Raw genomic sequence first — 23,429 nt, 5'->3', positions numbered from 1 at the left:
GTAACGCTTGTTGTGTGAATGGGGTCACCATGTTCTCCCTGCCGCTGCGGGACGACGCCCTCCTCCGTCCGCTGGAGATATGGCACGCCGAGGAGTTCGCGGCCCATCTGGACCGGGCCCGCGAGCACATCCGGCCGTGGGTCGGGCCGGCGTTCGTCACCGACGACCTCGACGGGGCGCGGGGCACACTGCGCCGGTACGCCGAGCGTCAGGCCGCGGACGGCGCCCGCCTCTACGGCATCTGGCTCGACGGCACGCTCGTCGGCGGTGTGATGTTCACGGTCTTCGACGCCGCCATGGGCTCCTGCGAGATCGGCTGCTGGCTGGAGCCGGCCGCCGAGGGGCTGGGCCTGATCACCAAGGCGTGCCACGCCCTGCTGGACTGGGCCTTCGCCGACCGGGGAGCGCACCGCGCCGAGTGGCACTGCCGGGCCGACAACGATCGCAGCTCCGCGGTGGCCAAGCGGCTCGGCATGACGCTCGAAGGCGTGCGGCGCCAGTCCTGGCCCTACGCGGGCACCCGCCACGACAAGCAGATCTGGGCGGTCCTCGCCCCCGAGTGGCAGGCCCTCCACCCGGAGGGGCGCGACCTCGCGTCCATGGAGTAAATCACCGGACCCTACAAATCCCCGGAACCCCACTCCGTGGATCACGGCACCCTCACCGCCGGAAAACCCCTGGAAGAGTGACCAGTGAGTTGATCATTCCCCGCTCGCTTTCGGCGCGGGGAGTTGTGTCTCCACTACAAAGGGGGTTGTCCATGAGCAGCGATGTCAAGGATGTGGTGGTCACGGGTCTGGGTGCCACGACGCCGCTCGGCGGGGACGTGGCCTCGACCTGGGCCGCGATGCTGGCCGGGGAGTCGGGGATCGGCCCGATCGAGGAGGAGTGGGCGGCGGAGCTGCCCGTGCGGATCGCCGGGCGGCTCAAGTCCGAGCCGGCCGAGGTCCTGGACCGGGTACAGGCCCGCCGGATGGACCGCTGCGAGCAGATCGCGCTCGTCGCCGCCCGGGAGGCGTGGGCCGACGCGGGCCGGCCCGAGGTCGAGCCGGAGCGGCTGGCCGTGGTGATCGGTACGGGCACGGGCGGCGCGCTGACGCTGCTCGGGCAGGACGACGTCCTGGAGGCGTCGGGCGTGCGGCGGGTCTCCCCGCACACCGTCCCCATGCTGATGGCCAACGGGCCCGCCGCCTGGGTCAGCATCGAGCTGGGCGCCCGGGGCGGGGCCCACACCCCGGTCAGCGCCTGCGCGTCCGGCGCCGAGGCCATCGCCATGGGCCTGGACCTGATCCGGCTCGGCCGGGCCGACGTGGTGGTCGCCGGTGGCACGGAGGCCTGCATCGCCCCGCTGCCCATCGCCGGTTTCGCCCAGGCCAAGGCCCACTCGACCCGCAATGACGCGCCCGCCCTGGCGTCCCGTCCCTTCGACGCCGACCGCGACGGCTTCGTCATCGGCGAGGGCGCCGCCGTGGTCGTCCTGGAGCGCGCGGAGTTCGCCGCCGCCCGCGCGGCCCGCGCCCACGCGCGGCTCGCCGGGGCCGGGGTCACCTCGGACGCGTTCCACATCACCGCCGCGCACCCCGAGGGCCAGATCCGCGCGATGCGCCTGGCGCTGGCCTCGGCGGGGCTCTCCCCGCGCGACATCGGGCACGTCCACGCCCACGCGACCTCCACGCCCATGGGCGACCTGGTCGAGGCGCGATCGGTCACCGAGGCCATCGGTCTCCACCCGTCCGTCACGGCCACCAAGTCGATGACGGGGCACCTCTTCGGCGCGGCCGGGGCGGTCGGGGCGCTCGCCGCGATCCTCTCGGTCCGCGACGGCGTCGTCCCCGCCACCGCGAACCTCGACACCCTCGACCCCGAGGTGAAACTCGACGTCGTCGCGGGCGGCCCCCGCCGGGGCGCGCTGACGGCCGCGCTCACGAACTCCTTCGGCTTCGGCGGCCACAACGCCTCGCTCGTCTTCACCCGGGCGTCCTAGACGCCGTACACCCCGCGCCCCGGCGGCCTTTGACCGGCGTGCAACGATGGCCCTCATGCAGTTGCCCGACATGAATCTCCTCCCCGCACTGGACGCCCTGCTGAGGGAGGGGAGCGTGACGGGCGCCGCCGCCCGGATGAACGTCTCGGCCTCGGCGATGAGCCGCACCCTGGGCCGGCTGCGGCGGGTGCTGGACGATCCGCTGCTGGTCCCGGCCGGGCGCGGCCTGGCCCTGACCCCCCGGGCGCGGGAGCTGGGGCCACAGGTGGAGGCGGCGCTCGCCGGGGCGCTGGCCGCGCTGCGACCCGCGCCGGAGGTCGACATCGCGACCGTGGAGCGGCGGTTCACCCTGCGGACCAACGAGGCGACGACCGTCGTCCTCGGCCCGCCGCTCACCGCCCGTGTCGCCCGGGAGGCGCCGGGCATCCAACTGCGGATCCTGCCCGAGGGCGACGAGGACCCCGCCGATCTGCGCGACCGCGTCGACCTGGACATCGGTCAGCTGCCCGAGCTCCCGCACGACGTGCGCAGCCGTCCGCTGCCCCCGCAGGGCCACGTCGCGGTCTGCCGCGCCGACGCGCCCCACGCGGCCGGGCCGCTGACCGTCGAGCGGTTCGCCGCGCTCCCCCACATCACGGTCACCCGGCGGGGGCTCTTCCACAGCGTCGTCGACGAGCGGCTCGCCGAGCTCGGGCTGGCCCGCCGGATCCTCGCGACGGTGCCGTCGCCCGTCACGGCCTGCTTCCTGGCGCTGCGCTCCGACGCGCTGGCGCTGGTGGCCGCATCGGTCGCCGCCCATGTCGCCGAGGTCGCGCCGCTGGCGGTCCGGGAGATCCCGCTGTCCCTGCCGCCGGTCGCCCTGGGCATGGCCTGGCACGTGCGCGTGGACACCGATCCGGCCCACCGGTGGCTGCGGGAGGCCGTGGCCGACGCGGCCGGTGCCGGGGGCGCGGAGGCGGGCGGCACCGGCCATTCCTGAGCGCGCCCTATACCGCCGGTCACCTTAGGCTGGGATTATCCGAGAGCGCACCTGTCCGTCCCCGGCGAAAGGGTCACGTCGATGCATGCGAGCAAGGGCGACCGGCTGGTCGTACACGGCAGGGTCGTCGGGCAGCACGATCACACCGTGGAGATCGTGGAAGTCCTGGGGCCCAAGGGCAACCCGCCCTACCGGGTGAGGGACGACAAGGGGCACGAGACGATCATGTCCCCCGGCCCCGACGCCATCGTGGACCACCGCAAGGCCGGCGAGCAGTTCTAGCGCGGCGGGCGCGCGCGGTGGGGGTAGTGGTCCTTCACCACGCGCGCCATCGCCCCGATGCGGTCGGCCACGACGTTCCGCGCCGAGAAGTAGACGTTGCCGCGCACCTCCGGATGGCGGCGGCCGAGGGCGACGTGCCGGGAGAGCTCGGCCGGGTCCTGCCAGGGCGCGGGCTGCGTGGGGTCGCCCGCCCGGTAGAGGGCCTCGCCGATGTAGAGCTGGACGTTCGTGCCGCGGACGGCCTCCGCCCACCAGGGCACCAGCGTGGCGTAGTCGGCGGGCGCGAAGCCGATGTGCCAGTAGCACTGCGGGACGATGTAGTCGATCCACTGCCGGCGGACCCAGCCGAGGGTGTCGGCGTGGAGGTCGTCGTAGGTCTGCACCCCGGCCTTGGTGTCGGAGCCCCGGGGGTCCGTGGCGCGGTTGCGCCAGACGGCGAACGGGCTGATCCCGAAGCGCACGTGCGGCTTGCGGCGCTTGACGCGCTCGCCCGTCTCCCGCACCAGCCGGTCGATGTTGTCACGCCGCCAGGCCGCCCGGTCGGGGAAGCCGGCGCCGTAGCGCTCATAGGCGGCCGTGTCGTCGAAGGCCTGCCCGGCCACGGGATACGGGTAGAAGTAGTCGTCGAAGTGGACGCCGTCGAGGTCGTAGCGCCAGACCGCGTCGAGCAGGGCGTCCTGGACGAACCGGCGGACCTCGGGCAGCCCGGGGTTGTAGTAGAGCTTCCCACCGTAGGGCACCACCCACTCGGGGTGGATCCGCGCGGGATGGGTGGGCACGAGCCGTCCGGGGTCGGTGTGGTTGGCGATGCGATAGGGATTGAACCAACCGTGCAGCTCCAGACGGCGCTTGTGGGCCTCGCGCACGGCGAAGGCCAGCGGATCCCAGCCGGGCGACCGGCCCTGAGTACCGGTCAGATATTCCGACCACGGCTCAAAGCGGGAGGGCCAGAAGGCGTCGGCCGTCGGCCGGATCTGAAGGATCACGGTGTTCAGCCGCCGGGCCACCGCCGCGTCGAACAGGTCCAGCAGCTCGGCCCGTTGCCGCTCCGGGGGCAGCCCGGGACGCGAGGGCCAGTCGACATTGACGACGGTCGCGATCCACATGCCCCGGAACTCCCGCCCCTGGGTCCGGCCCGTCCGCTCGCCCGCACCCGCGGCCTCCACCGCCCCCGCCTCACCCGTCGTGGTGAGCAGCGCCGCCATGGTGCTCGCGGCGGTCACGGTGAACCCTCTTCGCGTCAAACGCCCCATATGCGGATGCTCCTTCTTCCGGTGCTGTCGCGTGAGTCACACCCTTCACGCAGAGCATGCCCGCCCCGGCCCCCTCGCCACCGCCTCGCGCGGAGTAACGTCTTTTCCAAGGCGGCAGCCGGATGACCTTCGGCCCACCGCCCGTCGACCGAAGATCAGCGAAAGGCACGATGTGGTGACCGACATCGAACGCGTCGGAGTGGTGGGCTGCGGCCAGATGGGCGCGGGCATCGCGGAGGTGTGCGCCAGGGCCGGACTGGACGTCAAGGTCGCGGAGACCACCGGCGAGGCACTGGAGCTGGGCCGCACCCGGCTGACCAACTCCCTCGGCAAGGCCGCCGAACGCGGCAAGATCACCGAAGCGGAGCGTGACGCCACCCTGGGCCGGCTGAGCTTCACCACCGACCTCGGCGAGTTCGCCGACCGCGATCTGGTGATCGAGGCCGTGGTGGAGAAGGAGCAGGTCAAGACCGAGATCTTCCAGGTCCTCGACCAGGTGGTGACCCGCCCGGACGCCATCCTGGCCTCCAACACCTCCTCCATCCCGCTGGTGAAGCTGGCCGTCGCCACCTCCCGCCCGGACCGGGTCATCGGCATCCACTTCTTCAACCCGGCCCCGGTGCAGAAGCTCGTCGAGCTCATCCCGGCGCTCACCACGAGCGACGACACCATCCACCGCGCCGAGGCGCTCGTGGGCAAGGTGCTCGGCAAGCACGCCATCCGCGCCCAGGACCGCTCCGGCTTCGTGGTCAACGCCCTCCTCATCCCGTATCTCCTCTCCGCCATCCGGATGTTCGAGTCCGGCATGGCCAGCCGCGAGGACATCGACAACGGCATGGAGCTGGGCTGCGCCCACCCCATGGGCCCCCTCAGGCTCTCCGACCTCATCGGCCTGGACACCGTCGCCTCCGTGGCCGACAGCATGTACGAGGAGTACAAGGAGCCCCTGTACGCCGCTCCCCCGCTGCTCCAGCGGATGGTCGACGCGGGCCGGCTGGGCCGCAAGACGGGCTCCGGCTTCTACACCTACTGACCGTGACCACCGGCGCCCGCCCCACCTTCACACGGGGTGTGCGCCGGTGACCCGCGAATACCCTCCGCACACGCTCCCGCCCCGCCTGTCCGCGCGATTGACTCGGATCGTCGCACCGACAGCGTCTTCTCGAAAAGGGGTACGGACCGTGACCATCCATCCCGAGCGCACCGCCACCACTCCGGCGGAGCTCGCGGAGCTCCGCCGCAGCCTGGACGTCGGCGTCGTCCGCATCGACGGCCGTCTCGCCCTGCTCGGCCAGCGGAGCGAGCAGGCGGAACGAGACCTCGCCGAAGTCGCCGAGCGGCTACGGGCCCTGGAGCACGGCCGGTGGCCGCTGCCCTCACTCGCCGCGCTCACCGGGGTCGCCGCGCTGGCTCTGGCCGTGTGGCAGGCCGTGGTCGGGCGGTGACGCGCCAGCGCCGGGGCGGCACCGCAGTGTGGCGACCGCGGGCCGTCCTGGGCTGGTCGCGCTCACGCGGCGGAGCCGCATATCGAGAACAGCCCCGCGCCCCTTACGGGGCGCGGGAAAGGAACTCAGCCGAGCCGCATGTGGTGCAGCAAAAGCAGCGCGGCGGCCATGTTGGCGGCCGGCACCTCGCCGCGCGCGATCAGGTCCGGCACCAGCTTGAGCGGCACCCATTCGCGGCGGTCCGACTCGAAGCCGTCCTCGGGGTCGCCGATGTACTCGGCCTCGTCCCCCCAGTAGATGTGATGCCGGGCGTCGGTGAGCCCATTGGACGGCTCGACGGACATCAGATGCCTGAGCGGGCCCGGCCGCCAGCCGGTCTCCTCCTCCATCTCCCGGGCCGCGGCGGCGGCGATGTCCTCGCCGTCCTCGACGACCCCGGCCGCCAGCTCCCAGCCCCAGTTGTCGGTGATGAAACGGTGCCGCCACAGCAGCAGGACCTCGTTGGCCGCGTTGACCACGGTGGCCACGGCGACGGGCCGCAGCCGGATGAGGAAGTGGTCGAGATGACGGCCGTCGGGCAGTTCGACGTCCGCGAGATTGACCTGGAACCAGCGGTTCTCGTAGACGGTCAGCTCCCTGAGATTCTTCCAACGCAACGTTCTGCCACCTTCCGCCGAGGTGGCCACCTCCCGGGCGCCGTCCTGGCGACCTCTCTCACAACGGCACGCGCAGCGCCCCGTCGATCATCTCGGCGGCCTCGGCCGTGGCCGCGCACCCACTTTCGATCAGGTGCTCGCGCACCGCACGGAGCCGGTCCCGTAAGCGCTGCGATTCCATGCCTCTCGCCTGCTCGGTCATCTCCCGCGCGGTGGCCACCGCCTTGTCCGCGTCTCCCTGACGCAGCTCGATGTGCGTGAGCATGGCGAGCCGGTGGACACGGCCCCGGTCGTGGGCGGGGGTGTCGACGGCCCGGTCCGCGTGCTCACGGGCGGGCCCGAGATCGCCGAGGCTCAGCAGGGCCTCCGCGACCTGTACGTTCACCAGTCCGGGCTGGACATAGCCGGTCTCGGCGGGCTCCAGACCCCGGTGGATGCGCTCGGCGGCCGCCTCGGCGCGCCGGATGCAGCCCAGCGCCCCCTGGCCGTCGCCGAGCCGGGCGTAGGCCTTGGCCTGCATCGCGTAGAGATCGGCGGCGAGCGCCGGGGTGAGGTCCCGGCCGGCGGCCCGCAACGCGGACTCGGCGAAGGCGACGGCCTGCCGGTACTCCCCCATGAAGAGCGACTGGTTGACGAGGAGGGCGATCACATAGGCGCCCAGGCCCCGGTCGTTGCTGGCCTTGGCGAGCCGCAGGGCCTGGTGGAAATAGCGCTGGGCCAGGCCGTGGGCGTCGGAGTCGTAGGCGCAGATCCCGGCGACCGCCACCAGCCCCCCGGTGGCCCGGTGCAACTGGCGGCCCATCGAGTCCGAGTAGCCGCCGCGCAGCAGGGGCGCGGTCTCGGCGTTGAGGAAGCCCACGACCCGGGCGCGGGTCGCCACGCCGCCCGCCTTGCGGTACATCTGCTCGTAGTGCGCACGGGCCGCGCGGAGCATCTCGATGTCGGCCATCGAGACCCGGGTCAGCCCGCGCCGGGAGACATCGGCGTCCTCGGGCGGGTTCTCCCACTCCCAGACGGGGATGACGGCGGGGGTACCGGTGACGGCGGGGGCCCGGACGACGTGCTCGCGCTGCTGCTCGTCGGAACGCCACAGGGCGGTGGCCCGATCGACGAACCCGGACAGCGGCGTGCCGGGCGCCCGGGGGGTGCCGGGGGTGCCCAGGCCGATGTCGTCGAGGGTCAGCCCGCGGTGCAGCCGCTCGCCGAGGACCTCGCAGATCAGGTCCGGGACCTGGCCCCGGGGCCGCTGGCCCTTCAGCCAGCGGGCGACTGCGGTGTGTTCGTAACGCAACGCCAGTCCCCGGCCCCGGCCCGCCGCGTTGATGTGCGCGGCCAGGCTCGCGTGGGAGATTCCCGCCTCGTCGAGGATGGCGTCGAGCAGAGTGTTGGGCTCCATCCCGCCCTCCGGTGCGCTCGGTGGGATCAGCGTAGTGGAGATCCGTTCGCACGGGGTGTGAACGGGCCACGGGCGCAGGCGCACGTCAGGGGCCCGCGACGAGCGCCCGCGGAGGCCGGGCGGCGGCCTGCGGACCGGGGCCGCGCTCGTTCCGCAGGGCGAGGAGGGCGAAGTCGTCGGCGACCGGCCCGCCGGTGTGACGCAGCAGCGCGGCCTGCACCCGGGCGATGAGGGTCAGGAGGGCGGGCGGGGCGTCCCGGGCGGCCTCGGCGAGGGCGCGGGCGAGCGGGAAGAACGCGCCCGCGGCGTCACGGGCGTCCTCGACGCCGTCGGTGTGGAGCACCAGGACGTCGCCGGGGAGCAGCCGGATGAGCGGGAGGGGCGACAGCTCGGCGGGCAGGGGGAACACCCCGAGCGGGGGCAGCGGGTCGCCGGGCGCGAGGACGATCGGCCGGGGGCCGTCGCCGGGCAGCAGGTGCGGCCAGGGGTGGCCGCAGTTGAGCGCCATGACCTCGCCGTCCGCCCGGACCTCCAGCAGGAGCACGGTCACGAACTCCTCGGCGTCCCAGCGGTCCCGGGCCGCGCCGCCGGTGCCCCGCTCCCGCCGGTCCCACACGTGCCGGTGCAGGGCCCGCTCCAGGCGGCGCAGCACGTCCGGCAGTTCCGCCTCGTCGTGCGCCGCGTCGCGGAAGCTGCCGAGGAGGGCGGCGGCGGTGCCGAGGGCGGGCAGCCCGTGGCCGCGTACGTCGCCCATGAGGACACGCACGCCGTACCGGGTGGAGAGCGCCTCGTAGAGATCGCCGCCGACGAGCGCCCCCTCGCCGGCGGACACATGGCGGCTCGCCAGGGCGATCCCGTCGAGCCGGGGCGGCAGGGGGCGCAGCAGTACGGTCTGCGCGGTGACCGCCACCTCCCGGGCGCGCTCCAGCTCGCCGTTGAGCCGGCGGGTGCGGCTGGAAATCAGATAGCTCGCCACGACGACGGCGAGAACCGCGCCGCACGTGCCCAGCCTGCCGCTCGCCCCGACGCGCCCGGACGGGACGGGCGGGACGAGCGCGAGCAGCGCGCAGAGGCCGCCGAGCAGGACGCACTGGCGGCGCCCGGTACCGGCGCAGGCGATCGCGGGTGTGGCGGCGAGGAGTTCGATGAACTGGGTGCCCAGGGGGCTGAGGAGTTCCCAGAGGACGACCACGAGGACCCACAGCCCGGGCAGCACGAACACGATTCCCCGCCGGAAGCGAGCCGCTCGTGTACGGATCATGCCGTCGGCCCCCTAGCAGCAAAGACGCGCTGATTCTCGCGATCGCGCAAGCGGATGCGGAGGCTTGGACCGCGTTTTCCACCCGATCGGGGGATACCGGCGGCCTCCGGCCCGGTCGCGAGGGCCGGTACGCGCCAGGGGCGCCCCGGAGATTCCGGGGCGCCCCTGGGCGTGCGTGCGGCGTATCCGCCGGGTGCTTCACCGGCTGCGCCGGGCCGCCACGCGGCGGGCGAGGCGGCCACGGCGGGTGCCCCGCCAGGCGGGCCACCACGCGGCGGGCAGAGCTGCCCCGACCGGTCCTGGCCACCACGGCGGCCGGACGGCCACGGCAAGCGGGGCGGCCACGCGGGCCGGAGCCGCCACGGCGGACAGATCTGCCCCACCGACAGGGCGGCTACGGCGGGCATGGCGACCACGCCGGCCGAACCACCGCGGCAGCTGGGCCGCCACACGGCGGGAAGCGTTGCCGCGCCAGCCAGGCGGCCACGCCAGGCCACACGGCACAGCGAGCACGCGCCGCCCTGCCGCGCAGCGAGCACGTGCCCGCCCCGCCGCGCGGCGGACACGTGCCACTCGCGCCGCCCGCCGAACCGCTGCGCGGCTCGGCGCGAGGCGAAACCCGTGGCTCAGGCCCGCCGCCAGGCGCTACGCGCCGCGCAGTACCGCGCCCGTGCGCTCGACCGCGGACTGGACGGCCGTGTCGCGGGCCGCGGAGGCCTCGTCGGCGGTCAGGGTGCGGTCGGTGGCGCGGAAGCGCAGCGCGTAGGCCAGGGACTTCTTGCCCTCGCCGAGCTGGGCGCCGGTGAAGACGTCGAACAGGCGCAGCGACTCCAGCAGTTCGCCGGCGCCGTCCCGCAGGGCGGCCTCGACGTCGGCCGCCGGGACCGAGGAGTCGACGACGAGCGCGACGTCCTGGGTGGCGACCGGGAAGGTGGAGACGTGCGGCCCCTGGACGGCGCCGTCGCCGGCCCGCTCCAGGAGATCGAGGTCGATCTCCATGGCGCAGGCGCGCTCCGGCAGGCCGAACGCCTTGATGACGCGCGGGTGGAGCTCACCGGCGTTGCCGACGGCCACCTCCTGGCCGTCGATCAGGACGGACAGCGCGGCACAGCGGCCCGGGTGGTAGGGCGCCTGCTGGTCCTGACGGATGATCAGCTCGGCACCGGCCTCACGGGCCACGGTGCGGCCCGCCTCGACGGCGTCGGCCCAGCCGGCCGGACGGCCCTGCTGGCCCCACCAGCCGGCCCGCTCGCGGGCGCCGGCGAGGACGACGGCGGCACGGCGCGGCTGCCGGGGCAGCGCGGCGTTCAGGCCGGCGATCTCCTCGTCGGTGGGACGGCGGTCGACGGGCAGTCGCGCCGGGACGCCCTCGTCACCCGTCGGCTCGAAGACCAGGCCGGTCTCGAAGAGCGCCAGGTCGTGCTCGCCACGGCTGTCGTTGCGGCGCAGGGCGGCGAAGAGCCCCGGCAGCATGGTGGTGCGCAGCGCCGGCTCCGCCTCGGAGAGGGGGTTGGCCAGGCGCACCGTGGTGCGGCGCGGGTCGTCGGCGGCCAGGCCCAGGTGGTCCAGGGCCCAGTCCCCGATGAAGGGGTAGTTGAGCACCTCGACGTACCCGGCCCCGGCCAGCGCCCGGCCGACGCGGCGGTGCAGCCGCTGGCGGTGGGTCAGGCCGCGGCCGGCGGGCGGCGCGGGCAGCGCCGAGGGCACGTTGGCGTAGCCCTCCAGCCGGATGACCTCCTCGGCGAGGTCGTTGGGGTCGGTGAGGTCGGGCCGCCAGCTGGGGACGGTGACGATCAGCTCGTCCTGGCCGTAGACGTCGCAGCCGACCTCCTGGAGGCGGCGCACGACGGTCTCGCGGCCGTACTCGACGCCCGCGACGCGGTCCGGGTGGTCCGCGCGGATGGAGATGGTGCGCGGCCCGCTGGGGGCGACGACCTCGGTGACGCCGGCCTCGGCGGTGCCGCCGCCGAGCAGCACCAGCAGGTCGACCGTGCGCTGGGCGGCCGCGGAGGCCGCCTGCGGGTCGACGCCGCGCTCGAAGCGCTTGGACGCCTCGGTGGTCAGCTTGTGACGGCGGGCGGCACGGGCGATGGCGACCGCGTCGAAGTGCGCGGCCTCGATGACGACGTCGGTGGAGCCCTCACCGGCCGCGAGGTCGGCGATCTCCGTCTCGGCGCCGCCCATCACACCGGCGAGCCCGATGGGGCCGCGCTTGTCGGCGATGACCAGGTCCTCGGCGTCCAGGACGCGCTTGGTGCCGTCGAGGGTGGTGAGCTTCTCGCCGGGCTGGGCGCGGCGCACGCCGATCGTCCCGTCCAGGCGGGCGCGGTCGTAGGCGTGCAGCGGCTGGCCCAGCTCGAGCATCACATAGTTGGTGACGTCGACGGTCAGCGAGATCGGGCGCATGCCGGCCTTCTGGAGGCGGCGGCGCAGCCAGATCGGCGACTGGGCCTCGGGGTCGATACCGATGACCGTGCGGGCGGTGAAGCGGCCGCAGCCGGCGGGGTCGGCGACGGCGACCGGGTAGCCGTAGCTGTTGGGCGCGGGCACGTCCAGCAGGGCCGGGTCGCGCAGCGGCAGACCGTAGGCGGTGGCGGCCTCGCGGGCGATGCCGCGCATCGACAGGCAGTAGCCGCGGTCGGGGGTGACGGCGATGTCGAGGACCTCGTCGGCGAGCTGGAGCAGCTCGACGGCGTCGGTGCCGACCTCGTGCTCGTTGGAGAGCACGATGATGCCGTGGGTGCCGTCGTCGCCCATGCCCAGCTCGTCGCCGGAGCAGATCATGCCGCGCGAGACCTTGCCGTAGGTCTTGCGCTCGGCGATGGCGAAGTCGCCGGGGAGCACGGCGCCGGGCAGCGCGACGACGACCTTGTCGCCGACGGTGAAGTTACGGGCGCCGCAGACGATCTCCTGCGGCTCACCGGTGCCGTTGGCCGTGCCGACGTCGACGGTGCAGAAACGGATCGGCTTGCGGAAGCCCTCGAGCTCCTCGATGGTGAGGACCTTGCCGACGACGAGGGGGCCGGTCAGGTCGGCACCGAGCTGCTCGACGCGCTCGACCTCGAGGCCGGCGTCGATCAGCTTGGCCTGCACGTCACGACCGGTCTCGCCGGCCGGCAGGTCGACGTATTCCCGCAGCCAGGAAAGCGGGGCGCGCATCAGATCTCCATCCCGAACGGCCTGGTGAAGCGCACGTCACCCTCGACCATGTCTCGCATGTCCTCGACGTTGTGGCGGAACATCAGCATTCGCTCGATGCCGAACCCGAAGGCGAAGCCGCTGTACTTCTCCGGGTCGATGCCCGCGGCGATCAGCACCCGGGGGTTGACCATGCCGCAGCCGCCCAGCTCGATCCAGCCCTCGCTGGAGCAGGTGCGGCACGCCTTGTCGGGGTTGCCCACCGACTCGCCGCGGCAGGCGAAGCACACCATGTCCATCTCGGCGGACGGCTCGGTGAACGGGAAGTACGACGGGCGCAGCCGCGTCCGCATGTCCTCGCCGAACAGCACCCGCACCATGTGGTCGAGGGTGCCCTTGAGGTCCGCCATGGTCAGGCCCTCGTCGATGGCGAGGAGCTCGACCTGGTGGAAGACGGGGGTGTGGGTGGCGTCCAGCTCGTCGGTGCGGTAGACGCGGCCCGGGCAGATGACGTAGACCGGGGGCTCGCGGTCGAGCATCGAGCGGATCTGCACCGGGGAGGTGTGGGTGCGCAGGACGACGCCGGAGTCGGCGTCCTTCTTGGCCCCCCGCACGAAGAAGGTGTCCTGCATGCTGCGGGCGGGGTGGTCCGGCGCGAGGTTCAGGGCGTCGAAGTTGAACCACTCGGCCTCGACCTCGGGGCCCTCGGCGACCTCGTAGCCCATGGCCACGAAGACGTCCTCGATGCGCTCGCCGATCGTGGTCAGCGGGTGACGGGCTCCGGCGGGCACCCGGTCGTACGGCAGGGTGACGTCCACCGCCTCCTCGACCAGGACACGGGCGTCGCGCTCGGCCTCCAGCTCCGCCTGACGGGCGGCGAGGGCCTTGTTCACGGCGCCGCGGGCCATGCCCACGCGCTTGCCGGCCTCGGCCTTGGCCTGCGGCGGCAGGGCGCCGATCTCGCGGTTGGCCAGGGCCAGCGGGGAGCGGTCGCCCATGTGGGCGGCCTTCGCCTCGCGGAGGGCCTCGAGGTCGGTGGCCGCGGCGAGGGCGGCGAGCGCCTCGTCCCGCATCCGCTCGATCTCTTCCGGTTTCAGTGCCTCGACCTCGACAGGATCGTAGGACTTATTGGGTGCCGACATCTCTTCCCGTGCTTCCGATTGGGGTGGCTTCGCTTCGCTGCGCGACTTCGCCCGACGACGTTGGCCAAAGGTGGTGCCAAAGGTGCCAAAGGTCGAGTCTAAGGGGCGCGTGTGGTCGGATGAGCCCGTGGGCCGCGCTCAGGCCTGGGTGAGGAAGGCCGGGGCACCCACGGGCAGGGTAAATCGGAACTGGGCGCCGCCGTGGGCGGCCCGCCCCACCGTGATCGTCCCGCCGTGGGCGTCGACGATGCCCTTGACGATGTACAGCCCCAGGCCGGTGCCACCGCGCTTGCTCCCCCGCCAGAAGCGGGTGAAGACGCGGGCCATCGACTCCTCCGGGATGCCGGGGCCCTCATCGCTCACGGTGACCGCCGTCCCCTCCGCGTGGGCCTTCATCAGTGCTGGTGTCACTTCTATGGTGACGACTCCCTCGCCGTGGCGCACGGCGTTTTCCAGGAGGTTGCCCAGCACCTGGTCGACCTTGTCCGGATCCGCCCAGAGCGCGGGCAACGAATCGGCGACCTTGATCTCGAACCGCTCGGGCCGCATCCCGGCCCGGGTGTAGCCGGCCACGTGCCGGCGGACGGCGGCGGCCATGTCGACCGGCTGCCGGCGCACCTCCAGGCGGCCGGAGTCGATCCGTGAGATGTCCAGCAGCTCGGCGATCAGCCGGGTGACCCGGTCGGCGTCGGCGTCGACCGTCTCCAGCATCAGCCGCTTCTGGTCGTCGGTGAACCGCTCCCACTTGGCCAGCAGCGTGGCCGTGAAGCCCTTGACGGAGGTCAGCGGGGAGCGCAGCTCATGGGCGACGGTGGCGATCAGCTCGGCGTGGCTGCGCTCGGTGCGCCGGCGCGCCTCGGTGCCGCGCAGCTGGACCACCACACGCACCACCGGCCCGCCCGTCCGCTCCCGGACGTAGCGGGCGGAGACCAGCACCTGGCGTCCGCCGGGCAGCAGCAGATTGCGCTCGGGCTGGCCGGTGCGGGTGGCGAGCCCGCCGTAGGGGTCGGTCACGGCCCACCAGCGGCGGCCGTCCAGATCCTCCAGCGGCAGGGCGCTGTCCAGCTGCCGGCCGAGGGCGTCGCCCGGGCGCACGGCGGTGATCCGGGCCGCGGCGGCGTTGAAGCAGGTGATCCGGCCGGTGGCGTCGGCGACGACCAGCCCGTCGGGCAGGTCGTCGGCGTGGAGACCGGTGGCCGGTCCCTGGGAGCCCATGGAGGCGGCCGGGCATGTGCCGACCACCGCGCTCCCGGTCGTCCTGACGTTCCTCAAACCCGCACCCCCTCCCGACCCCCGGAGCGCCACCCTACTAGCTGGAGGTCACGGAGCGGCACCCTCCGGACGCGCGCTGCGCACGGGCGGAGGCGTAGAGGCACACGGCGGCGGCCGTGGCGAGGTTGAGGCTCTCGGCCTTTCCGTGGATCGGGACGCGCACCACGGCGTCGGCGAGCGCCCGGGTCTCCTCCGGCAGGCCCCAGGCCTCGTTGCCGAAGATCCAGGCGCTGGGCCCGCCCATGGCGCCCTGGTCCAGCTCCTCGTCCAGGTCCTTGTCGCCGGCGCCGTCGGCGGCCAGGATCCGCGCCCCGGCGGCCTTCAGGCCCGCGACGGCCTGCTCGACGGGGACGCCCACGGCCACCGGCAGATGGAAGAGGGAGCCCACGGAGGCCCGTACCGACTTGGGGTTGTAGAGGTCCACCGAGGCGTCGGTCAGCACGACGGCGTCGGCGCCCGCGGCGTCCGCGCAGCGCAGGACCGTACCGGCGTTGCCGGGGTCGCGGACGTGCGCGAGGACGGCCACCAGCCGGGGGCGGCCGGCCAGGATCTCCTCGAAGGGCGAGTCCAGGAAGCGGCACAGGCCGACGATGCCCTGCGGGGTGACGGTATCGGACATCTCCGCGATGACCTCGTCCGTCGCGGTGAGCACGGGCACCCCGGCGGCGAGGGCGGCGGCGACGATGTCGGCGTGGCGCTCGGCGGCGTCCGGCGTCACATACACCTCGATGAGGTGGTCGACGGCCTCACGGACGGACTGCGGGCCCTCCGCGATGAAGCGGCGTTCCTTGCTGCGGAAGCTGCGCTTGGCCAGACGGCGGGCCGCGATGACACGGGGCGATCGCAGGGAGGTCAGCTCGGGGGCCGCCATGGGCTCACTTTCGGTAGCGGAGGTGCGGTGCGTGCTCGGTGAGCGTCCCGGCACGGTCGGTGCCGGGGGCCGGACGCGAGCGGACCCGCAGGCCGGGGGCCTGCGGGTCCGGACGGTGCCTTGCGGCGCCTGGATCAGGCGGCGGCCTTCGGCGCGTTGACGTCGGCCGGCAGGGCCTTCTGCGCGGCCTCGACGAGCGCGGCGAACGCGTTCATGTCGTTGACCGCGAGCTCGGCCAGCATCTTGCGGTCCACCTCGATGTTGGCGGCCTTCAGACCCTGGATGAGGCGGTTGTACGTCATGCCGTTCTGGCGGGCAGCGGCGTTGATGCGCTGGATCCACAGCTGACGGAAGTCGCCCTTGCGCTTCTTGCGGTCGTTGTAGTTGTAGACCAGGGAGTGGGTGACCTGCTCCTTGGCCTTGCGGTACAGACGCGACCGCTGACCGCGGTAGCCGCTGGCCTGCTCGAGGATCGCCCGGCGCTTCTTGTGCGCATTGACTGCGCGCTTGACGCGTGCCACTTGTTAACTCCTTGTAGCGGGGCCGTGGTGGGTTCTCACACGACCCGAAAACGATTGGGTCCCGGTGTTGACATTCGGCGCGAGGCCGAATGTCACATGCCGAGAAGCTTCTTGATCTTCTTGGCGTCGGCCGGGGCCATCTCGGCGTTGCCGGTGAGGCGACGCGTCAGGCGGGACGACTTGTGCTCGAGCAGGTGGCGCTTGCCAGCGCGCTCACGCAGGACCTTGCCGGAGCCGGTGACCTTGAAGCGCTTCTTGGCACCGCTGTGCGACTTGTTCTTCGGCATAGCGCCGTTCTCTCCTCGTCGGTGGCACTCCACGGCCCTGTGGGGGGCGCGGTGAAGCGTCAACTGTTGATTGCTGTCCGGAGCGGGGGACGCTCCGGAGTGAGCACCAGGGCCGCGGGCCCCGGGATCACGCCTCTGCGGGCTCCTCGGGGGCGTCCACGTCCGCGGTGGTTCCACCCTGGCGCTCCGCCTTGCGGGCGGCCTGGGCCTCGCGGGCTTCGGCCATCGCCTCGGTCTTCTTCTTGTGCGGACCGAGAACCATGATCATGTTGCGGCCGTCCTGCTTGGGGTTCGACTCGACGAAACCCAGGTCCTGGACGTCCTCCGCGAGACGCTGCAGCAGTCGGTAGCCCAGCTCGGGGCGGGACTGCTCACGGCCACGGAACATGATCGTGATCTTGACCTTGTCGCCCTGCTTGAGGAACCGGACGACGTGACCCTTCTTGGTGTCATAGTCGTGCGGGTCGATCTTCGGCCGGAGCTTCATCTCCTTGATGACCGTGTGCGCCTGGTTCTTGCGCGCCTCACGGGCCTTCATGGCCGACTCGTACTTGAACTTCCCGTAGTCCATGAGCTTGCAGACCGGCGGGCGTGCGTTCGCCGCCACCTCGACCAGGTCGAGGTCGTACTCCTGCGCAAGCTCCAGGGCCTTGGCAAGCGGCACAATGCCTACCTGCTCGCCGCTGGGACCGACAAGTCGCACCTCGGGGACACGGATCCGGTCGTTGATGCGGGGCTCGGCGCTGATGGGGCCTCCTCGGTAGCACCACGCGGGCCCTCGTGGGCCGTCGCGCAACGTCTTTTCGTAAAGACCAACCGCGCCGGCACATGAAAAATGCCCCGACGGGCACAGGCGGGGCTCCATACCGGAACACCGCCACGGCAAGCCGCGGGGCGCTATCGGGCAGCTCCATCGTCCGTACGGAACGATGGCTACCGCCTGACCGGAGACCTGCCGACCCATGGTCGACAAGGTGGGAGAACGGAGCTCCACTTGTGGGCCGGGCACACTGATGTGCTCAGCCGGTCGTTTACCGACGATAGCAGGTGGGGAGCAGACGTGCTAACCGGGCGTACCGGCCGGTGGCGAACCGATCCGGCACCGGGACGTATCGTGTCCGCCATGAGCGACGCGACCCCCACCAGCGGGGAGAACCCCACCCCCGACTTCGACACCATGACCCGCGACATCGCGGACGTCCCCGCCGTCGAGGTGATCACCACGGTCGCGGTGCACCTGATGAGCGCGGCGGCGGTCAACCTCGGCCTCGCCGAGGACGGCGAGCGGCACAAGGACCTCGACGAGGCCCGCAAGCTGATCACCGCGCTCGCCGGGCTGGTCACCGCGAGCGCCACCGAGGTCAGCAACTTCCACGCGGCCCCGCTGCGCGACGGCCTGAAGTCGCTCCAGCTGGCCTTCCGCGAGGCGTCCGTCGTCCCGGACGAGCCGGGCCAGGGGCCCGGCGAGAAGTTCACCGGGCCCGTGTACGCGTAGGGCCTTCCAGATTTTCCCGAGGGCCGGTCAGGCCGGGCCGCCGTAGTGCGGCCGGTCGGGCCGGCCCTCGCCCGTACCCGCCAGCGGCTCGGGCGCCGCGAGCTCGTCCGCGAGCATGGCGACGCCGTGCGGCGGGTGGGTGACCCGGTGGGCGTACGAGGCGAGGGCGCCGCCGACCAGCGGGGCGATGATGAACAGCCACAGCTGGGAGAGGGCCGCGCCGCCCGCGAAGAGCGCCGGGCCGATGCTGCGCGCGGGGTTGACCGAGGTGCCGGTCAGCGGGACGCCGATCAGGTGGTCCACCGCCAGCGCCAGGCCGATGGCCAGCCCGCCGAAGCCCACGACGGCGACCCGGTGGGTCACCGCGAGCACCACGAACACCAGCAGGAAGGTCAGGACGACCTCCGCGAGGAACGCGCCGCCAGTGTTGATGTGCACGGCCGAGCGTTCCGCGTAGCCGTTGCTGCCGAACGTCCCGTCGGTCTTGATCCCGGGCACCTGCTTGGCGATCAGGAAGAGGATCGCCGCGCCGACGATGCCGCCCACCAGCTGGGCGATCCAGTACTCGATGGCCGTGTGGATCGTGATGCGGCGCTCCAGCAGCAGGCCGAGCGTCACAGCGGGGTTGAGGTGGCAGCCCGACACCGGCCCCAGGGCGTACACCAGGGCCAGAAGAGTGAAGCCGAATGTCAGGGCGATGCCGACCACGCCGATGTAGTCGGCCGCGAGGACGACGGACCCCACGGCGAACAGCACCAACAGCAGGGTTCCGAGGAACTCGGAAGCGGCGGTCCTGGTCTTCACCGGGTCCAGATTGGCCAGGGCCGGCTTCACGTTCTTCAGGGCGTCCATGGCGACCTCCTGAGGATCTCGTGGACCGTCCTCGTGAAATTGTCGGACGGTATCCCCGGGAGCGCCTGTCGGGATCGCGGCGGCCGGGCCCCTACGACCGGGCCGCGGCGGCCGGTGGCCCGGCTAGCGGCTGAAGAGCGCCTCTCCCGGGACGTGCGCCGCCGCGGGCAGCAGGGCGAGGTCCAGGCCCCGCACCAGCCGGGCCCGCAGCACGTCGGCGGCGGCCAGCCCCTCGGCGACCCGGCGCACCACGTCACCGGCCACCGCGTCCTCGGCGAGGACCAGCGCCAGCGTGCCGTCGGCCTCGCCGGACGGGGTGAGGTGCGCCCGCAGCACCCCGGGCTCGGCCGCGAGGACGTCCCGCAGGGCGCCGGTGACGGCGGGGTCGGCCAGCGGGTCCGCGCTGTCGCGGCCCTCGGCCAGCGCCAGCAGGGCGGAGCCGGTCAGCGGGTAGGCCACGGGACCGGCCAGGTCCAGCACGATGGTGTCCGCCTTCTCGTGCGCGGCGGCCTGGAGCGCCTGGTGCAGCGGCACGGCCACGGGCCGGGCGTCCGCGCGCCAGCGGGCGAGGGCCTCGGTCGAGGTGAACGCGGGCAGCGCGCGGCGCCCGTCCGGCGCCTGGAGCGTCGGTACGGCCATGTCGCTGGTCTTCTCGCGCTTGAGCCCGTCGGGCCCGGTCTCCACCTCGCCGAGCACGGCCACCACGGGCACGAGCAGCCGGGTGCCCGGCAGGGCGGCCAGCACCCGCCTCTCGGCCTCGGCCGACCGGTCCGCCGCCCAGGCGGCGAGCGCCTCGGTGAGGGCGGGGTCGGCGGAGCCGTCGTCGTCGGAGAACTGGGAGTCCGGGATGTTCTTGAGCGCCACGGCTTGAGCGTATCGGGTGCCCTTTCCGGGCGGATCGCCCGGTGGCCCGTTCCCCGGCCCCGCCCTTTCCCCGTTCCCGATAGGGCTCCGCCCCCCGTCCCGCGCTGACGCGCGGTGCCTCAAACGCCGGACGGGCCATTGGCAGCCCGCCGACGCCGCAGCACCCCCGACACCACGAGCAACAGCACCCCCACCCCACCGGCGACGAGCGCGGACAGGCCCGGCCCGCTCCCGGGGGCGTCCCCCGGCGCGGACCCCGGCCCGCCGCCGAAATAGCGCGGCACCGCCGGTGCCACCCGCCGCCCCAGCGTCTCCCGTCCCGCCTTCTCGATCGCCGCCGCCGGGTCCACCATCCCCGCGCCGACCTCGTCGTCGCGCCCGCCCTCCGGCCGGTCCCGCGCGGTCTCGGTCAGCAGCTCACGGACCCGCGCCGGGCTCAGGCCCGGCCGGGCGGCGCGCAGGAGCGCCACGGCGCCGGAGACGAAGGCGGAGGCCGCGCTCGTCCCCCAGCCCTCGTAGTAGCGCCGGTCGGGGTCGGCGATGACCACGTCGACGCCGGGCGCGCTGACGGTGGCGTACCAGCGGCGGGTGGAGAAGGGAGCGCGGCCGCCGTAGCGGTCGACGGCCGTCACGGCGATCACGCCCGGGTAGGCAGCCGGGTAGGAGACGTGGTCGCCGTGCTCGCCGCCGTTGCCGGCGGAGGCGACGACGACGGCTCCCTTGTCGAGCGCGTACTGCACGGCGGCGTCCTCGCGCGACTCGGGGTGGGCGGTGTCGCTGTCGTCGCCCAGGGACAGGTTGATCACGTCGGCGCCGTGGTCGGCGGCCCAGCGGATGCCGTCCGCGAGGGCGCTGCCGCGCGCTCCCCGGGCCTTGGCGCGGGCGGGGTCGCTGTCCTCGAGGATCACCCGCACCGGAAGGATCCTCGCCTCGGGGGCGACGCCGGTGATCCCGTCGGCGTCGTCGTCGCCGTGCCCCCGGCCGGCGATGATCCCGGCCATGGCGGTGCCGTGCCGGGCCCAGGAGCGGTCGCCCGGCCCGGCGCCGAAGCCGATCAGGTCCTTGCCCGGCAGCACCCGTCCCCGCAGGTCCGGGTGGCCGTCGTCGACGCCGGTGTCGAGCACGGCGACGGTGATCCCGGCGCCCTTGGTCGTCCGCCAGACGTCCTGGACGTGGAGGGCGTCGAGCGCCCACTCCTGCGCCCTTATGGCGTCCGCCCGGGCCGGGGCGGCGACGAGCACGGCGAGGGCGGTCCCGGCGGCCAGCGCGGCCAGGGCCCGGCGCGGACGGCTCATCGGCCGGCCTCCCGGCCCGCCGGCCGGTGCGCGGCGTCGCGGTAGGCGCGTTCCACTTCCTCCGCGAGGGTCGTCGCGTCATGGCCGAGGCCCGCCTCCGCCGGTGCCTCGGTGGCGCCAGGGACGACCGCCCGGGCGGCGGGCAGCGGCGGGGTGCCCGTACGGCCGTCGGCGAAGCCGGTGACGGCGTAGACGACGACGGGCACGTCCGTCATGACGGTGATGTGCCAGCTGGCGCGCTGCGCGTCGCCGAAGCGCGCGGCGGGTGTGTCCCGGAGCGCGAGGGGGCGGGGCATCAGGTCGGCGCGCTCGTCGAGGTGTTCGTCGGCGAACCGGCGGCGCAGGGCGCGCATGCCGGCGGCGTCCGCGTCCGTGACGAGCAGTCCGACGGTCGTCACGTGCGAGGACGTGACGTCCGCGTAGGTGGCGCGCAGCAGCCGGGCGCAGCCGACGGGGGCCAGGGCGGTGGCGAGGAGGGGGTCGAAGGCGTCGGCGCAGCCGCTGTCGGGGGCGACGCCCAGCCGGATCCAGTCGCGCGGGGCGCCGCCGGGTCCGGCGGCGTCCCGGTGGACGGCGTCCGGGAAGATCCGGTCGACGGGGAGGCCGCGCCAGAGCGTGGCGCCGCGCGTGTAGGCGGCCTCGGCGGCCGAGCCGTCGCCCGGGCCAGCGGCCAGGCAACTCCCGGTAACGGCCCCGGCTATGAGACCGAGCCCGAGGACCAGGCTGACGGCGGCCGCGGCGGCGCGTCCGGCGCCGCGCGCGGGCGGGCCCGGTACGGGAACGGAGGGCGGGAGCGGGGGTGGCGGGGGTGCCCAGTGGGGGGCGGGAGGCGGCGGCATGGGTTCCGCTTCGGTGCTCAACCTGCGCTCCCCCTCGCGAGCCGGCCGGTCGTACCGCCGTATGTCGGACTTCCGCCACATCCGCCGCCGGCCCGAAGGCCGTGGTGTGCGCGCCACTTTACGGTGCGCGACGCGACGGGTGCCATTCGCCCGGGCACGAACCCTGGTCAGCGGATTCCGGCTCTGGCAGGCTGCCCGCCATGTCGTCCGAAAGAGCGCGTTACGACCGGGCCACCGCCCATCTGGACGCTCCCCTCGCGGTGGTCGATACCGGGGCGTTCGATGCCAATGCCGCCGATCTGGTGCGGCGGGCACGGGGCAAACCGGTACGGGTGGCGAGCAAGTCCGTACGCTGCCGGGCGCTGCTGGAACGGGTGCTGGCGCGAGAGGGCTTCGAGGGCGTCCTGGCCTACACCCTCCCGGAGGCGCTGTGGCTGGCGCGTTCGGGGGTGGTCGACGTCCTGGTCGCCTATCCGTCAGCGGACCGTGCGGGCTTGGCGGAACTGACCTCGGACCCCAAGCTGGCCGCTGCCGTGACGGTGATGGTGGACGACCCGGCGCAGCTGACGGTCGTGGACGCGGCGCGGACGGGCCGTGAGGAGGTGCGGGTCTGCCTGGAGTTGGACGTCTCGCTGAGGCTACTGAATGACCGCTTACGGATCGGGGCATTGCGGTCGCCGGTGAGCGATCCGGGCGAACTGGCGGAGCTGGCCCGGGCCGTCGACCGCCGTGCGGGGTTCCGGCTGGTGGGCCTGATGGCCTATGAGGCGCATGTGGCGGGCGTGGGTGACACGGTGGCCGGACGACCGCTGCGGTCCCGGGCGATCCGGCTGATGCAGTCCGTCGCCCGGGAACGGCTGGCGGCCCTGCGTGCGGAGGCCGTGCGGGCGGTACGGGACGTGGTGGAGCTGGAGTTCGTCAACGGCGGCGGGACGGGCAGTGTGCAGCACACGGCGGCCGAGGACGCGGTGACGGAGATCGCCGCCGGGTCGGGGCTGTACGCGCCTCGCCTGTTCGACGGCTACTCGTCCTTCACCGCCCGTCCCGCCGCGCTGTTCGCACTGCCCGTGGTGCGCCGGCCCGGGGTGGGCGTGGTGACGGTCCTGGGCGGGGGCTACCCCGCGTCGGGCGCGGCCGGACGGGACCGGCTGCCCGTCCCGTATCTCCCGGCGGGGCTACGGCTGGCGGCCCAGGAGGGCGTCGGCGAGGTGCAGACCCCCCTCCTGGGACACCCGGCGGACGACCTGCTGATCGGCGACCGGGTGTGGTTCCGGCACGCCAAGGCGGGCGAACTGTGCGAGCGCTTCGCGGAGCTTCACCTTGTGGAGGGCGACAGGGTGGTGGACACGGTCCCTACGTACCGGGGGGAGGGCCGGACGTTCCTGTGACGGGGCGCCTCCGGCGCGGGGTTCCGCCGACTTTCCGGCGCCCGCCGGTGGGGGGTTTCCCGCGCCTTCGGCGCGGGTTTCGCCCACCCGCCCGCCCGGCACGGATTGCCCGGGTAGGGGGCGGGCGTTGAGGGGCGGCCCCGGCCCCCCGGGTAGTGACGCGAGGGGGCGGGGTGGGGTGGATGGGCCCTGGTAGGGGCGTAAAGAGC

General features: G+C 73.6%; 23 protein-coding genes. 8 read left to right on the top strand and 15 right to left on the bottom strand.

The window, feature by feature from the left end; all coding sequences use genetic code 11:
* The first annotated feature begins 29 nt into the window (after window positions 1–29).
* From RM609_RS11890 to RM609_RS11875, 4 genes are all read left to right on the top strand, one after another.
* On the top strand, window positions 30–608 hold the full coding sequence (locus RM609_RS11890) for a GNAT family N-acetyltransferase (RefSeq protein WP_311610677.1): 579 nt from the start codon (window positions 30–32) through the stop codon (window positions 606–608).
* 152 nt (window positions 609–760) lie between these two features.
* Window positions 761–1,984: a beta-ketoacyl-[acyl-carrier-protein] synthase family protein gene (locus tag RM609_RS11885; protein WP_311610288.1), complete on the top strand. Its 1,224-nt coding sequence runs from the start codon at window positions 761–763 to the stop codon at window positions 1,982–1,984.
* Between the two features lie 55 nt (window positions 1,985–2,039).
* On the top strand, window positions 2,040–2,963 hold the full coding sequence (locus RM609_RS11880) for a LysR family transcriptional regulator (protein ID WP_311610287.1): 924 nt from the start codon (window positions 2,040–2,042) through the stop codon (window positions 2,961–2,963).
* 81 nt (window positions 2,964–3,044) lie between these two features.
* Window positions 3,045–3,245: a DUF1918 domain-containing protein gene (locus RM609_RS11875; RefSeq protein WP_311610285.1), complete on the top strand. Its 201-nt coding sequence runs from the start codon at window positions 3,045–3,047 to the stop codon at window positions 3,243–3,245.
* Here the strand turns inward: RM609_RS11875 and RM609_RS11870 are convergent.
* Window positions 3,242–4,498 carry a glycoside hydrolase family 10-like protein gene (locus RM609_RS11870; RefSeq protein WP_311610284.1) on the bottom strand — a complete coding sequence of 419 codons (1,257 nt, stop codon included), beginning with the start codon at window positions 4,496–4,498 and terminating at the stop codon, window positions 3,242–3,244. The two genes, RM609_RS11875 and RM609_RS11870, sit on opposite strands and share 4 nt — an antisense overlap.
* A 175-nt stretch (window positions 4,499–4,673) precedes the next feature.
* On the opposite strand from RM609_RS11870, the gene RM609_RS11865 reads away from it, so the two are divergent.
* Together RM609_RS11865 and RM609_RS11860 are read left to right on the top strand one after the other, a co-directional pair.
* Window positions 4,674–5,531, top strand: coding sequence for a 3-hydroxybutyryl-CoA dehydrogenase (locus tag RM609_RS11865; protein WP_311610282.1), 858 nt, complete (start codon window positions 4,674–4,676; stop codon window positions 5,529–5,531).
* A 148-nt stretch (window positions 5,532–5,679) separates the two neighbouring features.
* Complete coding sequence (locus tag RM609_RS11860) at window positions 5,680–5,943, top strand: hypothetical protein (protein WP_311610280.1); 264 nt, start codon at window positions 5,680–5,682, stop codon at window positions 5,941–5,943.
* A 125-nt stretch (window positions 5,944–6,068) separates the two neighbouring features.
* Here RM609_RS11860 and RM609_RS11855 read toward each other — a convergent pair whose 3' ends face one another.
* From RM609_RS11855 to infC, 10 genes are all read right to left on the bottom strand, one after another.
* Complete coding sequence (locus tag RM609_RS11855; RefSeq protein WP_311610278.1) at window positions 6,069–6,599, bottom strand: NUDIX domain-containing protein; 531 nt, start codon at window positions 6,597–6,599, stop codon at window positions 6,069–6,071.
* 58 nt (window positions 6,600–6,657) lie between these two features.
* Window positions 6,658–7,995, bottom strand: coding sequence for a tetratricopeptide repeat protein (locus RM609_RS11850; protein WP_311610276.1), 1,338 nt, complete (start codon window positions 7,993–7,995; stop codon window positions 6,658–6,660).
* An 85-nt stretch (window positions 7,996–8,080) separates the two neighbouring features.
* Window positions 8,081–9,256: a PP2C family protein-serine/threonine phosphatase gene (locus RM609_RS11845; RefSeq protein WP_311610275.1), complete on the bottom strand. Its 1,176-nt coding sequence runs from the start codon at window positions 9,254–9,256 to the stop codon at window positions 8,081–8,083.
* Between the two features lie 645 nt (window positions 9,257–9,901).
* On the bottom strand, window positions 9,902–12,415 hold the full coding sequence (gene pheT, locus RM609_RS11840) for a phenylalanine--tRNA ligase subunit beta (RefSeq protein ID WP_311610273.1): 2,514 nt from the start codon (window positions 12,413–12,415) through the stop codon (window positions 9,902–9,904).
* Entirely contained in the window at window positions 12,415–13,536 is a 1,122-nt protein-coding gene (gene pheS / locus RM609_RS11835) for a phenylalanine--tRNA ligase subunit alpha (protein WP_311610272.1), read from the bottom strand. Before pheS ends, pheT begins: the two co-directional genes overlap by 1 nt.
* 138 nt (window positions 13,537–13,674) lie before the next feature.
* Complete coding sequence (locus tag RM609_RS11830) at window positions 13,675–14,751, bottom strand: sensor histidine kinase (protein ID WP_311610676.1); 1,077 nt, start codon at window positions 14,749–14,751, stop codon at window positions 13,675–13,677.
* Window positions 14,752–14,845: 94 nt separating this feature from the next.
* Entirely contained in the window at window positions 14,846–15,679 is an 834-nt protein-coding gene (locus tag RM609_RS11825) for a TrmH family RNA methyltransferase (RefSeq protein WP_311610271.1), read from the bottom strand.
* A 134-nt stretch (window positions 15,680–15,813) separates the two neighbouring features.
* The gene (gene rplT, locus RM609_RS11820) at window positions 15,814–16,200 is read right to left on the bottom strand and encodes a 50S ribosomal protein L20 (RefSeq protein ID WP_126913400.1); all 387 of its coding nucleotides are present in this window, start codon (window positions 16,198–16,200) and stop codon (window positions 15,814–15,816) included.
* A 92-nt stretch (window positions 16,201–16,292) separates the two neighbouring features.
* Window positions 16,293–16,487: a 50S ribosomal protein L35 gene (gene rpmI / locus RM609_RS11815; RefSeq protein WP_126913401.1), complete on the bottom strand. Its 195-nt coding sequence runs from the start codon at window positions 16,485–16,487 to the stop codon at window positions 16,293–16,295.
* Window positions 16,488–16,614: 127 nt separating this feature from the next.
* Window positions 16,615–17,283 (bottom strand): translation initiation factor IF-3, encoded by a 669-nt coding sequence (gene infC, locus RM609_RS11810; RefSeq protein WP_311610269.1) that lies wholly within the window; start codon window positions 17,281–17,283, stop codon window positions 16,615–16,617.
* Window positions 17,284–17,610: 327 nt separating this feature from the next.
* Here infC and RM609_RS11805 point away from each other — a divergent pair, with 327 nt between their 5' ends.
* Window positions 17,611–17,982: a DUF1844 domain-containing protein gene (locus tag RM609_RS11805; RefSeq protein WP_126913404.1), complete on the top strand. Its 372-nt coding sequence runs from the start codon at window positions 17,611–17,613 to the stop codon at window positions 17,980–17,982.
* A 27-nt stretch (window positions 17,983–18,009) separates the two neighbouring features.
* Here the strand turns inward: RM609_RS11805 and RM609_RS11800 are convergent, their stop codons facing one another.
* From RM609_RS11800 to RM609_RS11785, 4 genes are all read right to left on the bottom strand, one after another.
* The gene (locus RM609_RS11800; protein WP_438828422.1) at window positions 18,010–18,834 is read right to left on the bottom strand and encodes an MIP family channel protein; all 825 of its coding nucleotides are present in this window, start codon (window positions 18,832–18,834) and stop codon (window positions 18,010–18,012) included.
* Window positions 18,835–18,957: 123 nt separating this feature from the next.
* Entirely contained in the window at window positions 18,958–19,698 is a 741-nt protein-coding gene (locus RM609_RS11795) for an SseB family protein (protein WP_311610266.1), read from the bottom strand.
* A gap of 119 nt (window positions 19,699–19,817) precedes the next feature.
* Window positions 19,818–20,993 carry a type VII secretion-associated serine protease mycosin gene (gene mycP, locus RM609_RS11790; protein WP_311610264.1) on the bottom strand — a complete coding sequence of 392 codons (1,176 nt, stop codon included), beginning with the start codon at window positions 20,991–20,993 and terminating at the stop codon, window positions 19,818–19,820.
* Window positions 20,990–21,853: a hypothetical protein gene (locus RM609_RS11785; RefSeq protein ID WP_311610263.1), complete on the bottom strand. Its 864-nt coding sequence runs from the start codon at window positions 21,851–21,853 to the stop codon at window positions 20,990–20,992. The genes mycP and RM609_RS11785 overlap by 4 nt, the downstream gene beginning before the upstream one ends.
* A gap of 179 nt (window positions 21,854–22,032) precedes the next feature.
* On the opposite strand from RM609_RS11785, the gene RM609_RS11780 reads away from it, so the two are divergent.
* Window positions 22,033–23,220 (top strand): amino acid deaminase/aldolase, encoded by a 1,188-nt coding sequence (locus RM609_RS11780; RefSeq protein ID WP_438828421.1) that lies wholly within the window; start codon window positions 22,033–22,035, stop codon window positions 23,218–23,220.
* Window positions 23,221–23,429 lie beyond the last annotated feature (209 nt).

Source organism: Streptomyces hesseae, assembly GCF_031845785.1.
GTDB classification, from domain to species: Bacteria; Actinomycetota; Actinomycetes; order Streptomycetales; family Streptomycetaceae; genus Streptomyces; species Streptomyces hesseae.
The sequence above is the reverse complement of the archived record's forward strand: the minus strand, read 5'-3'. Positions and strand labels throughout refer to the sequence as shown.